Here is a 14159-nt window from a genome sequence, read left to right on the forward strand (position 1 = left end):
ATCATTTACCTTCTATCTATAGTTACTGATCTGGCTTCTATTTACTCGTATATACGCTATTTTGATTTTTGACATGTAAATATAAAAAACGATGAAATGGGGAAAAATATTTGATTATACATATTACTGAACTCAAGCAAGGACAGCGGTTAAGCAGTGATACCTTTAATAGCTCGGGTGTCCCATTACTCAAAAAAGGAGTAGACATTAAAGAGGAAGATATCACTCTACTACTACGTCATAAAGTAGAATATGTGGATATTGAAGCAAAAGAAGAAATCAAACCAGTCGCTGATATGATAGCGATTACAGGATTATCACCTGTGTTGAAAGAGAAAATCAATCGTTCGATTGATGCGTATCAGTCGATCTTTTTGGAAGCTCTCACAAAAGGCAAGTTCAATGCTGATGGGGTTGACGAATTGTTGCAACCGTTATTGCTAGATCTGGATGCACAAAAAGATGTAGTCGCTCTTTTATTACATTTGGAAAAAGAAGACGATCATCTGTATAGTCACTCGCTTAAAGTAGGATTGTTGAGTTACTATATTGCAGAATGGCTCGATTATTCCAAACATGATTGTTATCGAATCAGCAAAGCCGGGTATTTGCACGATATCGGTAAAAGTCGTTTGCCTTCTATTTTGCGTAGCCGTCCTGAAGAATTGAATGCTTCAGAGCTGAAAGAATACAAAAACCATACTACCTACGGTTACGATATTATTATGGAATCGATGAATGATAAAGTGACAGCATCTGTTGCTCTACAGCATCATGAACGTGGAGATGGTTCAGGATATCCGAATCGGTTGTACAAAAGAGGAATTCATCCGTTTACCCAGATCGTTTCAGTAGCAGATGTATTTGTAAATATGACTGCCGCCAAAAATGAACAAAACAAACAGGGATTTGTGGCTGTACTGCAAAGTATTTATGAATTAGGATTTTCCAAATTAAATGAAAAGCCTGTTCAAGCATTGATTCATCATCTTGCTCCTAATCTGATAGGCAAAAAAGTGCAATTAACCAATGGAGAACATGGCACGATTATTTTAAATAATCCGCTCGATATTTTTAGACCATTGGTGCAGGTGAATGATCAATTTGTAGATTTGACTAAAGTAAGAGCACTGCATATTGAAGAGATTTTTGTGTAATCGTCAATAGAATAGATATCATTCAAGGGACTTGTTATTGCAAGTTCCTTTTTGTGTTGTGCGCTGTAAGCTATTGATATTAGATATCATTCCGTTAATGAATAGACAGAGATGGTTAATAGGTTGATACATCCTGATACGGATACATAGTTATTTTGTTGATCAAGGATAGGAATGGAGGCAGTCTAACGTTATGCAACATGAACTTCATGCTCACTCTAATCTATCGATTACGAATCAAATACAAGATCATGGACAAGATATGTTGATCTCTGTACCGAAAGAATTTAGCTTTACCGAAAATTACAGTCATTTATCAACGGCTACCAATGAAAGTTTATATACTTTACGAGACGGTATGATTTACAAAGCGATTGCTGTCGATCAAGAAGCGGCGATTATAGAGATTAGCAATTATGATGAACACCATATGCTGATTCGATTCGTAGACGAACATCAGTCGATCTCATCTGCATTACGTATAGGTGTTGCTCAATATGTGTACGATTGGTTCGATTTAGGCACAGATTTAGCTCCTTTTTATAAAATGGCGGCTCAAGATCCTTTGCTAGAGCAAGCAGTTGTTTCCTTTTATGGATTGAGAAATATGGGTATTCCTGATCTGTATGAAGCGATCTGCTGGGGAATTCTAGGTCAACAGATCAATTTAGGATTTGCGTATACTTTAAAAAGACGCTTGGTAGAACATTTTGGACAAGCGCTGACATATGAAGCGGAGACGTACTGGCTTTTTCCAACAGCCGAAACGATCGCTAGCCTTACTGTAGATGAACTGTCTGCCGCAGGTATGACTACAGTCAAAAAGTGTGAATATCTGATCGATACTGCAAAATTAATCGTAGATGGTACATTGTCCAAAGAACAATTATTGCAAGTTACAGATGTCAAACAAGCTGAAAAATTACTGGTGAAAATTCGCGGTATCGGCCCCTGGACTGCTCATTATGTATTGATGCGCTGTCTACGCATGCCGTCCGCTTTTCCTATTGATGATGTAGGTCTACACAATTCGATTAAGCATGTATTGAAAATGGATGCCAAACCGACAAAAGCCCATATTTTAGAACTTTCCGCAGGTTGGACGTTATGGGAGTCCTATGCAACATTTTACTTGTGGCGGTTTTTATATTGAAAGTGTATAAGTGTTCAAAGGTGTTTAATGGGAGGGACGCTACGGGCGGTGGATGGTTCTTATCGTCGCTGGTAAGATCGGATATCTTGAATGACCGCTTGGCGGTCGATATCCGAATCTTAAAGGCGACTTACGGAACAATCCTCCGCCCTTCGCTAGCAGCATTTGGAGGTGAACACAAGATATACACAGAAATATAATGGGGGATTGGTAGTGGGGAAGATTGAGGTAGTTTTAAGTTGCTTTGCTATATTAAGTTGTTAGAAGAAATTATCTTGAGTGATAATTGTAAGTAATCTAACAGTGATGAAGGTTCCTTTAAAGTGATGAGAGTTCCTTTGAAATGAAGTATTGGCTGCTAGAGGAAATGTAATAAAAGGGATTATCCTTTAATAGTGATGGTAAAAAAGATCGTAGTGTAGGAGTGATCTTCTTGCGATTGAAAATGTTATCATATAGTATTTAAGCAAGAATACGCATACATTTTGTACACTCTAAATAGGATGGGGGATAACGAAATATGGGAAGTAGACGTGGAGTCATCGCTGAAGATTTATATCGCTTTAACTGGGTCAAAAATCTAGTCATTTCTCCGTTAGATGGTACGATTGTATATGAGGTGCAGAAAGTTAACGCCAAGCAAGACGGGTATGATTCGCATTTGCGCCGTATGAATGCAGACGGTAGTGAAGATATCCAATGGACTGCTGGACAAAGTGATCGCTTGCCTGCATGGTCACCGGATGGCAAACAGCTTGCTTTTTTACGTAAAAGTGGGACAGATCAGCATCCGCAAGTCTGGATTATGTCTGCTTATGGTGGAGAAGCGCATCAAGCAACAGATATGGCAGATGGAGTCGGTTCTTTTCTATGGTCGCCAGATAGTCAATCGTTATTAATTGCAGCAACAAATAAATCATCACAACCTCATCAAGACATCTCTAATCAATCCGAACAATCAACATCGAAAAATCCAGATCATGCTGAGGATCAATCAGTTCCTTTATCGAAAAAGGCTATCGAAATCAATCGTATCATTTACAAATCAGATAGTGGTGGATTGTGGGATGGAGGTCGAACGCATTTATATGTACATAAGATAGCAGACCAGTCTGGAACATGGATTACATCAGGAGATTATGATATTGACGATTTTGCATGGTCACCGGATGGCAAACAAATCGCATATATCGCTCATATCTCATCAACAGATGAAGTTGATCCTGATTTTTCGCTTAAAAATGATCTGTTTACGATCAATGCAGAAGGTCATGAGCGCCATCAATGGACACAACATCAATATGTGATTTCGAGTCTGAATTGGTCACCGGATGGGCAATTTATCGCTATGGTAGCAGACGATCAGTCTTATTATAATGCTACATTAAATCGATTGTATCAATTGTCATTAGCTACAGGAAAGATCACTGGATTATGTGATCATGATGATATCATGTTGTTAAATTCTGTAGTCGGGGATACAGGACTCAGTTCTACGTATAAGCCGATCTATCAAGCGAATGGTCAAGCGATAGATGTGTTATGCACTACATTTGGAGCTTGTCATTTGCTATCGATAGCAACCGATGGATCAGGAGTGCAGACGATATTAGGTGGACAGCGTAATATTCATTATTTTGCCCGCACAGCAGAGCAACATCTGATCTTTATAGCGGCTGATCCACTACAACCGGGTGAATTGTTTGGCTGGAATGTAGAGACGGAAGTAGAGACACGTCTGACTCATCATAATGATGATTTGCTACAACAACTGATTTTGAGTAAGCCTGAAGAAATGAGTGTTACCTCTGTAGATGGTAAAAGTCTGCAAGCTTGGATTATGCGTCCGGCAGGTGATCAAGCAGAACATACCAAAGTGCCGACGATTCTAGAAATTCATGGCGGGCCGCATGCGATGTACGGGTATACGTTTATGCTTGAATTTCAATTGTTAGTATCACAAGGGTATGCTGTCATTTTCGGTAATCCGCGGGGTAGTCATGGATATGGACAATTATTTGTGAATGCGTGCCGTCATGATTATGGTGGTGGAGATTATCAAGATTTAATGGAAATCACAGATTATGCGCTAGAACATTACGACTGGATCGACAAAGATCGCTTAGGTGTAACCGGCGGTAGCTATGGTGGATTTATGACCAACTGGATAGTAGGGCATACCGATCGTTTCAAAGCAGCAGTCACTCAGCGTTCGATCAGTAACTGGATTTCAATGTACGGAGTAAGTGATATTGGTTTTCACTTTGTAGAAGATCAGATTGCCGGTAATCCGTGGGATCATTTGAATACATTGTGGGATCATTCGCCATTAGCTTATGTGGCTAACGTCAAAACACCTATTTTGATTTTGCACGGGGAAAAAGATTTGCGTTGTCCGATTGAACAAGGAGAACAGTGGTTTATAGCGCTAAAACGGTTAGGTGCTGTGACCAAGTTTGTTCGTTTTCCGGATGCCAATCATGAGTTATCTCGTAGCGGTCATCCACAATTACGGATACAACGACTCAATCATATCGCAGGTTGGTTCAATGAGTATTTATAAATGTAACCTATAAGATCCAAACCGATGATCCAAAAGTCAGATTGAAGGAGCTGAAGGCATATCGAGTATACCGATCAAGAATTACAGATTCGCCCGATAACTGAAGCTGATATCCCAATACTATGGGAATTGATATACAAAGAAGAATCTCCAGAATGGAAAAAGTGGGATGCTCCTTATTATGATCATGTTCACGTGCCGTATGAGCAATACTGGCAAGATCGACTACGTATTATAGACAGTCCAAGCTTTTGGATTATTGAAGTGAATCAGCATATCATCGGGATCGTCAGTTATTACTGGGAGCATGAACCTTCACTGTGGTTAGAGGTAGGGATTATTATTTATGAGCCTGCTTATTGGAGCGGAGGATACGGTACTAGAGCACTGACATTGTGGATCGATCATTTATTTACAGCAATGCCACTGGTACGAGTAGGTTTCACCACATGGTCAGGCAATGAACGGATGATTGCAGTCGGTTACAAATTAGGCATGACGATGGAAGCGCGTCTGCGTAAATGTAGATTGTATAACGGTGTCTACTACGATTCGATTCGTATGGGTATTTTACGTGAAGAATGGAATCAGCAGATGCAAAACGGGATCTAAATGATAAATAATCACGATTTACAAATATATATCGCTGTATATTACAGCAAAAACAGAGTCTATTCCTACATTGCGATAGGGATAGACTCTGTTTGTTTATACTCGTTATCAATTGGAGAATATGATTGAGCTATTTGATAGATTAATTAGATTCAGAAACTATTCTTTTACCATTCCAGGTGAACGTTATTTTTATTTATCCAAACTATCATCGGATGGAGAAGGGGATGGTGATGGTTCAGGTATTGGATCGATAGTAGGTGTTTTGATTTTACTCATATATTCGAGAGCATTATAGATCATCACTGCTGCTTCTGCGCGAGTAACTTCGCCTTTCGGATCGAAATTACCTTTGCTATCTAATGTGTTAATATCAAGTGCTAATGAACGTTGAATCGCTCCCTGATAAGAAGGATTGATTTTGCTATCGTCTTTGATATCAACCGGCTTGATATTAATCATAGGTAGATTGCCCGCTTTTTCCATCGCTTGCATCACAAATGTTGTGAATTGCTCTTTGGTCATTTTAGACGCAGGATTCACATTTTCAGGAATATCTACACCGTTAAGCTTGGCAATAATAAACGCATCAGAGTACCACACATTGTCTTTTACATTATCATAAGAGTCTTTTGCTTCTGGCGCTTTGATGAAGTTAAAGTTAGCCAGACTCAATTGGAAGCTTTTTACGATCATTTGCACGCCTTGTGCTGAATTGATGGTTTGATTAGGTTTGAATTGATCATCGGTAACACCGTTAATAAATCCACGATCTTTTAACGATTCAATTTTTTCATGTCCAGGTACTTTACTGATATCTGAAAAATCTCCACTCGCTGCAAAAGTTGGAGCACTCAACGATAATGTTAATACAGAAGCCGCTACTACAGTCATCCATTTTTGTTTATTTTTCATGATCCATCACCTCAATAAATTATTAGCCTGATTTGGCTTGCTTATCGTTACAGACGCAAGCTATTCCAAATAAGTTGCAAAAGGATAGTTAAAAATTAATAGTTTGAATTTAGGAATATATTTTATTGATTTTATATGTAACTAAAGTCATATTGTCGATTATAGGACTTTAGAATTTGTTTTCTACAGCATCCGACAAACGTGATCCTGGTTAACATAACGCTTTTGAACTTGGATCAGGGTCTATAGAATCAATTACCAAAAATATACTAAAATATGTGTTATTTATGTTTTCATTCGCAAAAAGCAGGGGTATATACACATTACAAGATACAAAACAAAAACAAACAAATTCGATGAACGAAAGGAAGCGTGAAGCAAATGAATATGAGTATCCACCACATGACACCATACAACCACAACCACTTCAGACAGCAATCTAACGCAACCGTTCAAAAAGCTGTAGACAAAGAAACACCTAAAAGCTTTCAAGATATTTTGAACGCACAATTGAGCTCTACACGAATCCCTGTTAAAACTCGTGCTTAATCCAAATAGTATAAAATAATATATACATATTAAGCATGTTTCTTTATGAATACATGCTTACCGTTATGCATACCATAGAACACCTGCAAAAGTAACCCGGTGAATATAATCACCAACGGTTACTTTTTTTGTTTGCTTTTCTTTATATCATGGTGATATCGCTTTCATTAGTGAAAAAAGGTATGATAGAAAAGAAGAATAGATGTCTCAACAAATGACACATAAGCACAAGTTCGAGGAGGATATCATAATGGCTTTGATTCAATGTGATTTTTATTCAGAAGTACTAGGGCTTTCATCCACGATGAATGTCATTTTACCACAGGAAACTCATTCTCAGATCGGGATGGAAGGCAAAGTAACAGGTGGTAAGCATCCTACATTGTATTTGTTACATGGTCTTTCGGATGATCATTCGATCTGGTTACGACGGACATCGATTGAGCGTTATGCAGCAGAGTATGGTATTGCTGTTGTTATGCCTGCGGCGCATCGTAGCTTTTATACAGATATGAAGCAAGGTGGCGACTATTTTAAATTTGTCAGTGAAGAATTGCCACAGCTCGCAGAATCGTTTTTCCCGCTATCTAATCGTCGTGAGGATCGCTTTGTAGCAGGTTTATCTATGGGCGGATATGGAGCGCTCAAGCTAGGCTTACGCTTACCTGATCGTTACGCAGCGGCAGCAAGTCTTTCCGGTGCGACAGATGCGTCAGCTTTGTTCGAACGTGGCGATGTAGCATACACTCAAGAACTAGAACGTATTTTTGGAACAGTAGAAGAGTTACGTGGTTCTGATAATGATTTATTCCATTTAGCTGAGCAATTAGCTTCAGATAAAAGTAAGCAAGCTCCACAATTGTATCAATGTTGTGGCACAGAAGATTTTTTGTATGATCATAATATTCGTTTTCGCGATCATGTGAATGGTCTTGGATTGCAATTAACGTATGAGGAAGAGCCTGGAGAACATGAATGGGGATATTGGGATACCAAAATTCAGCGTGTCCTTGAATGGTTGCCTTTGCGTAAATCTATCTAGTGGCTATAACACTGTAACATCACTAATAAAACCTACAACAAACAAAACCACCTGTCTTGTGCATGAAGCAAGGCAGGTGGTTTTGCTGTGTAGTGATTAGTTCTGATAAGATAAGTATACATATCTGATCGACTATATTATGAAGAAGCTTCGGCTTCTTGCATGACAATACGTTGCGTAGGATAAGCTAATTTTACTTTTTCTTCTTCTAAAATATCCAGAATCATCAAATTAAGATATTGACGGTATTCTAGATTTTCGCCCCAGGCTGCTGTTTTGGTAAAACATTGTACCAGAATCCCCAGACTGCTTTCGTTAAATTCATTAAATTTGACCATTGCTGAATCATCTACAACATTATCATCCGTTTCTAACTGAGATTGAATACGAGATACCACTCGTGATAATGCATCACGATTAGAATCTAGCGCAACCCGTAGCGGGAAAGAAATTTTGCGTTTCCCCATCTGACTACCATTTGTAATTGGCTGAGCTGCTAGTTTGGAATTCGGTACAATTACCAATGCATCGGTAAATGTACGGATTTTGGAACTACGGAATGTAATATCTTCTACGATTCCTTCGATATCCGGTGTAGAGATCCAATCCCCTTTCGAAAAAGGTCTTTCCAAAATAATAATAATCCCTGCAATCACATTACTTAATGTCTCTTGAGCAGCGAGAGCGACAGCCAGACTACCCAGTCCCATACCGGCGACTACGCCGTTAATACTAAATCCCCATTCTCCACCCACAATTGTTATAACAAGTACTACCACGATCACACGCAATACTTTAGATAAAAAAGGAATAATCATACTGGTTGCATCTAATCCAAATCGCTTACTCATACCTTCTAGCATAATAGAAGAGGAGGCAGACACATTATAAATTCCCCAACCTAATAGAATAATACCGATACTGCGATAAATACGATCTATACCGATAATAAAAGTCCATTGTTCATGCATAAAGTATCGTAACGCCAAATACGTTCCGATCAATGTGAAAAAGGCTTGTAAAGGTCGTTCAAATGCTTGTAACCAGCGAAGCATCGCTAAATGACCATCAAATCGTCGTAAAACAAAAGTGAACAAATAGCGCGTAAATAATTTGCGAAAAGCGAGAAAAATAAACAGGATAACGATTGATACAAGCAAATCGATCCAGCGGATATTGTAATACCAAGCAACAATATTATCCCAAAACGAATATAAGTACATATCCACCATCCCTTGCTACATCTTCTATGTTGTTACGTATTATTAACCGATTTTCCAGTGCACGATAGAATGATTTCCAAAATCATAAAAAAAGCCTGCTCCAAAGGAACAGGCTTCTGATTGAATATTATATTCAAGTTAAGTATGCTTTGTGTTAACCGCGTGATCTTCTAGAAGAACGCATGATAGCACTCACGATAGCAATCACGATGACTGCACCGATAATCGCTTGAATAATAAAGAATCCACCGATTTCAGGACCCCAAGTACCAAGCAACATGTTACCTAACCAACCACCGATGAAACCAGCGATGATGTTACCAATAATACCACCTGGAACGTCACGTCCTACGATCATACCTGCGATCCAACCAATAATACCACCTACGATTAATGCCCATAACCAACCCATTGTTGTCGCCTCCTAATAATTGAATGTCTTTTTTAAGATAGTTGAATAACTACACTAAATCACTTTTCATAACATTTGTGTTACAACAAGCACTTAGAAGATTTATTCAGCAATCTCTTCTCGTCTATTTATTAACCATTGTTTAGCAATCGAAACCATATGTTCAAAATTTAATAAATAAATAACTAAAAATAATAGGTGTAATTCGCTAAATATGAAGAATAAATTATGTAAAAAAAGGCTGGAAACCAGCCTTTTTTGCTTTAGTCTGTGATGTTACCAGCCATTTTGAGACGCTTCGCAATTTCTTTGAAATCTTCTTGAGAAATTCCTGGAGCGAACTCTTCATCCAATGGAGGATACTCAGGAACAGGCACACCTTGAGGGAATCCATGAATCACTTCAAGCGGCAAACCGTCTTCTGGATGAGTACCTTTCCAGATCTGATCGATAGCTTTGAAGTCCTCTGTGCTATGTGTATACAGACGAGTATGAACGCCTTTTTCCTCGTATTTACGTGCTTCATTAAACGATTTGTTGCTTAGTGAAGGAACAGGTACAAGTTTGGTTACATTGACGCCTGTTGCAACTTCAAGTGCTTTAGCATAAGCAACAACGTGTACACCGCCACGTACTAGAAGGAAACCAACAACTTCGCGTGCAGCTGGATGGTCAGTTGTTTCATAGACTTTCATTTTATGTGTTCTTGCGCCACACTCTAAGAAGAAGTTATGCAACAAATCTTCTACAAGATTACCGCTATTAAATACATTATCACCTGTCCAAGGACGACCCATAGAATCACGAGGCATTGCACCTTGTGCGCCTGCTAAATGATGATAGCTTAGACGAACATCTTTAAGCGGATCAAGTGGTGTAGAATCAGGTTCGCCTGGCAAGCTAGAACCTGCCAAAATTTTGTTAATCCCATGGGCAACTAACTCAACGTGACCCAATTCCTCTGCTGTAATACTGGTTACCAAGTCATAAAAAGGCTTTAACTTGGATTTATTGCGGAAGTTAAACGATTGGAATAGATAGTTGTTCAAAGTCGACATTTCACCGAATTTACCACCTAGTAATTCTTGTACAGCCGCAGCTGCATTAGGATCTGGTTTTTTGACATCCGGGATTTCAATCATGATTTGGTCAAGACGTGTGAACATTATCTTACCTCCAGTATTATTGTATTTGTAGCCTTCTGCAAAAATGTTCAGCAATGGGTGTACACCCAAATTGTTGAAATAAAAGGCCCTCTTAATCCATACCCTATATTGCCGAAAACAAACGCCATATATGAAGGAAATTCTAACCGACCATCGGTAAATAACAACTTGCTAAAAATATAAAGGAAGTAGACAAAGCTGTTAACAACTGGAAAGCGAGAAGCAACAATGATCTTAAGCGTTCTTGAAATAAATTTTTAAAAAATGTATAAAAAATGTATAATATGTGAAATGAGATGCTTTGAACTGTTCAACTAGATTCTGATAGAGATGTGGGATGATAAAAGCCGTGGATAATGACAAACAGCGTTTGAGTATAGAAACAGCAAGGTTGTATTACCTTTCTGATTATAGTCAACAAGAGATAGCGACTAAGCTAGGTGTATCTAGACCAACTGTATCTAGATTGCTACAGTATGCGAAAGAAAAAGGTTATGTGCGGATAGATATTGTAGATCCTTTAGAAGATTTGGATGCACTCGGAGAACAATTGAAAAAACGCTATAGATTAGATACAGTACATGTCTGTTATTCACCGATCAATGAATATAAAGAAATCCAAAAGCATATTAGCAAACGTGCCGCAGATTATTTATTTGATATTGTCAAAGACACCGATATTATTGGAGTCACATGGGGAACAACAATGCATGCAGTAGCAGAACATCTGGAACAAAAACAAGTACGCGGAGTGGAAGTCGTACAGCTCAAAGGCGGAGTCAGTCACTCGCACGTAAACACGTATGCCGCAGAAACAGTCAATCTGTTTGCAGAAGCTTATCATACGATTGCTCGTTATTTGCCATTACCTGTGATTTTCGATAGTATTGAGCTCAAAAAAATGGTGGATGAAGATCGTCATATTCAGCGTATTATTGAATTAGGTAGACAAGCGAATATCGCTGTATTTACAGTAGGTACAGTGAAAGAAGATGCGCTTTTGTTCAGGCTAGGTTACTTCAATGAAGAAGAACAACGGTTGTTACAACAGACCGGTGCTGGTGATATTTGTTCTCGCTTTTTTGATAAAGAAGGTAATATCTGTAGTCCTGCGATTAATGATCGTACAGTAGGCATAGATCTGGTCGATTTGCGTAAAAAAGAAAAATCAATACTGGTCGCTGGGGGTCAGCGCAAAATTGAAGCAATCGAAGCTGCGCTAATCGGCAAGTATGCTAACATTTTGGTAACAGATCAATTTACAGCCCAAGCATTATTAACATAAACAAGAAAAAATATACTTATCTTATGTCAACAGTCTTTTACTGCTTTGTAAAAGGCTGTTTTTGTTTGTTTTGTGCGATATCGAAATAAAAATATAATCATCAACTTGTATTGACAATAGTTTTATTTTGAAATAAAATTAGTTCGAATTCGAACTAAGAGAGAAGGAGACATATTGAGTTCAAAAGATAGAGAACAACATGAACAGTATGCAAAAGCTGCTTTGAATAGTCCTACACCCTTAATCAAAAAAACATATATAACGATTAAGCGTCAGATTGAGCAGTCTTTACGCTCACTGGATATGACTTCACAGCAAAGTCAGGCTTTATATGAAATAGCGACCCAACCCGGTATTACGAATCATGAGCTAGAACATCAATTACTGATAGAGAAATCCAGTGTGACCAGTCTGGTAAATGGTATTGAAAAAAGGGGATGGATCGTACGCCGTTCTCATCCGAATGATGCTCGCATGAAGCAAATAATGCTCACTCCGGCAGGTCAGCAAAAGCATATTCAAGCTCAACAAGCCGTAAATGAAGTGAAAAGTCGTTCTGCTCATACATTTACCGATCAAGAGTTAACCCAGCTTAAAAAGTTGCTACAAAAATTAGTGGATGTGTATCAATAACAATCAAAATAAGCAGTAACGGTATGAGTAGAGAGGATGACAGCATAAGTGTCTACAAAACAAGAACGAGTCTATCCTAATGGCGATAAATTAATGCGTGTACTCGCATTTACATTAGTATTCTCGGTAATGAACGCTTCGATGTTTAATGTAGTAATGCCTACTATCAGTAAAGAATTTAATATTGGAGCCGCAGATGTAACATGGTTATTGACCGGTTATATGATTGTGTATGCTGTAGGTTCGGTCGTATATGGTAAGCTTGCGGATAAATATCGGTTAAAAGATTTGTTAACGTTCGGTCTGATCTTTTTTGCATTAGGATCTGTAGTTGGATTATTTGCTAGTGAATTCTGGATGATGGTGGTCGGACGTGTACTGCAAGCCGCCGGAGCCGCGGTAATTCCAGCAACAGCCATGATTGTACCTGTACGTTATTTTTCTCCTGAAAAAAGGGGTAGAGCACTCGGTACAACAGCGATTGGTCTATCTCTCGGAACAGCGATAGCACCGATTGTTGCCGGACTGATCACAAGCTTTGGAAGCTGGCGCTTTTTATTCTTATTATCTTTGTTCCCTTTGATTGCTTTGCCATTTTTCCGTAAATATCTTGATGATTATCGGGGCGAAGCACAAAAGATCGATTTTATCGGTGGACTGTTATTAAGTGGAACTGTAGCCATGTTGTTATTATCTATTTCTCAAGGAAACTGGTTGTTTGCTGTCATTGGAGTCATTTTGTTGATCTTATTTATTATTCGGATACGTACAGCAGCAGAGCCTTTTATCCAGCCCAAGTTGTTTAGCAACAAACAATATTCATTCGGGTTGTTGATTGCTTTTCTAGCGACAGGTCTCAGCTTTGGCTTACCGTATGTAACACCGCAATTTCTAAGTGCTTTAAATGGATTATCTCCAGCATTGATCGGATTAATTATGTTCCCGGCGGCGATTTGTTCAGCTTTGTTAGGTCGTCAAGGTGGAAAGTTAGCCGATCGTAGAGGAAATCCGTTACTTGTGTATATTGCGACAACATTGATTTTTATTTGTTTTGTCTCATTATCCATCGTGGTCGGAATATCTCCATATATCGTCTTATTTATTCTAATTTTCGGTAATGTAGGGCAGACCTTTATGCAGATAGCTATGTCTAATACGATCTCACGTACATTAACTAAAGATCAAGTCGGTGTAGGGATGGGATTGTTCTCACTGTTGAACTTTATAGCAGGAGCCACAGCAACCAGTATTATTGGTAAAATGATCGAAGCTAATCATGGCTCGGTTCATTTGAATCCGCTGGCAATATATGCAGATGGATATGTATTTAGCAATATTTTCTCTATACAAGCATTGTTAGCGATTGTGATTATTGTTTTATATTATGTACAATCTCGTATAATTACTCGTCCTACCATTTCAAAATAACCAATCAAACCCCGTCAGCTT

Annotated in this window: 12 protein-coding genes; 8 read left to right on the top strand and 4 right to left on the bottom strand. The window is 38.6% G+C overall.

Annotated features, from left to right (window positions below):
* The first annotated feature begins 110 nt into the window (after positions 1 to 110).
* From QCD85_RS12085 to QCD85_RS12100, 4 genes are all read left to right on the top strand, one after another.
* A complete protein-coding gene (locus QCD85_RS12085; protein WP_301262757.1) occupies positions 111 to 1157 on the top strand; it encodes an HD-GYP domain-containing protein in 1047 nt (348 codons plus the stop codon).
* Positions 1158 to 1350: 193 nt separating this feature from the next.
* Positions 1351 to 2310, top strand: coding sequence for a DNA-3-methyladenine glycosylase family protein (locus tag QCD85_RS12090; protein WP_301262758.1), 960 nt, complete (start codon positions 1351 to 1353; stop codon positions 2308 to 2310).
* Positions 2311 to 2830: 520 nt separating this feature from the next.
* A complete protein-coding gene (locus QCD85_RS12095) occupies positions 2831 to 4873 on the top strand; it encodes a S9 family peptidase (protein ID WP_301262759.1) in 2043 nt (680 codons plus the stop codon).
* Positions 4874 to 4933: 60 nt separating this feature from the next.
* On the top strand, positions 4934 to 5485 hold the full coding sequence (locus tag QCD85_RS12100; protein WP_301262870.1) for a GNAT family N-acetyltransferase: 552 nt from the start codon (positions 4934 to 4936) through the stop codon (positions 5483 to 5485).
* A gap of 192 nt (positions 5486 to 5677) precedes the next feature.
* On the opposite strand, the gene QCD85_RS12105 is transcribed toward QCD85_RS12100, so the two are convergent.
* Positions 5678 to 6400: an S-layer homology domain-containing protein gene (locus QCD85_RS12105; RefSeq protein ID WP_301262760.1), complete on the bottom strand. Its 723-nt coding sequence runs from the start codon at positions 6398 to 6400 to the stop codon at positions 5678 to 5680.
* Positions 6401 to 7199: 799 nt separating this feature from the next.
* On the opposite strand from QCD85_RS12105, the gene QCD85_RS12110 reads away from it, so the two are divergent.
* Entirely contained in the window at positions 7200 to 7991 is a 792-nt protein-coding gene (locus QCD85_RS12110; RefSeq protein ID WP_301262761.1) for an alpha/beta hydrolase, read from the top strand.
* Positions 7992 to 8128: 137 nt separating this feature from the next.
* Here the strand turns inward: QCD85_RS12110 and QCD85_RS12115 are convergent, their stop codons facing one another.
* The 3 genes from QCD85_RS12115 to QCD85_RS12125 form a co-directional block, all read right to left on the bottom strand.
* Complete coding sequence (locus QCD85_RS12115; protein ID WP_301262762.1) at positions 8129 to 9214, bottom strand: mechanosensitive ion channel family protein; 1086 nt, start codon at positions 9212 to 9214, stop codon at positions 8129 to 8131.
* A 154-nt stretch (positions 9215 to 9368) separates the two neighbouring features.
* Positions 9369 to 9626 (bottom strand): GlsB/YeaQ/YmgE family stress response membrane protein, encoded by a 258-nt coding sequence (locus QCD85_RS12120; protein WP_069329254.1) that lies wholly within the window; start codon positions 9624 to 9626, stop codon positions 9369 to 9371.
* Between the two features lie 263 nt (positions 9627 to 9889).
* The gene (locus QCD85_RS12125) at positions 9890 to 10792 is read right to left on the bottom strand and encodes a manganese catalase family protein (protein ID WP_273613280.1); all 903 of its coding nucleotides are present in this window, start codon (positions 10790 to 10792) and stop codon (positions 9890 to 9892) included.
* Positions 10793 to 11141: 349 nt separating this feature from the next.
* On the opposite strand from QCD85_RS12125, the gene QCD85_RS12130 reads away from it, so the two are divergent.
* The 3 genes from QCD85_RS12130 to QCD85_RS12140 all read left to right on the top strand — a co-directional run bounded on the left by QCD85_RS12130 (position 11142) and on the right by QCD85_RS12140 (position 14138).
* A complete protein-coding gene (locus QCD85_RS12130) occupies positions 11142 to 12077 on the top strand; it encodes a sugar-binding transcriptional regulator (protein WP_301262763.1) in 936 nt (311 codons plus the stop codon).
* A 174-nt stretch (positions 12078 to 12251) separates the two neighbouring features.
* Positions 12252 to 12710, top strand: a complete 459-nt coding sequence (locus QCD85_RS12135; protein WP_301262764.1) for a MarR family winged helix-turn-helix transcriptional regulator — start codon at positions 12252 to 12254, stop codon at positions 12708 to 12710.
* 93 nt (positions 12711 to 12803) lie between these two features.
* Positions 12804 to 14138: an MFS transporter gene (locus QCD85_RS12140; protein ID WP_301262871.1), complete on the top strand. Its 1335-nt coding sequence runs from the start codon at positions 12804 to 12806 to the stop codon at positions 14136 to 14138.
* Positions 14139 to 14159: the final 21 nt, after the last annotated feature.

This window comes from Paenibacillus sp. PsM32 (genome assembly GCF_030433815.1).
GTDB classification, from domain to species: domain Bacteria; phylum Bacillota; class Bacilli; order Paenibacillales; family Paenibacillaceae; genus Saccharibacillus; species Saccharibacillus kyungheensis.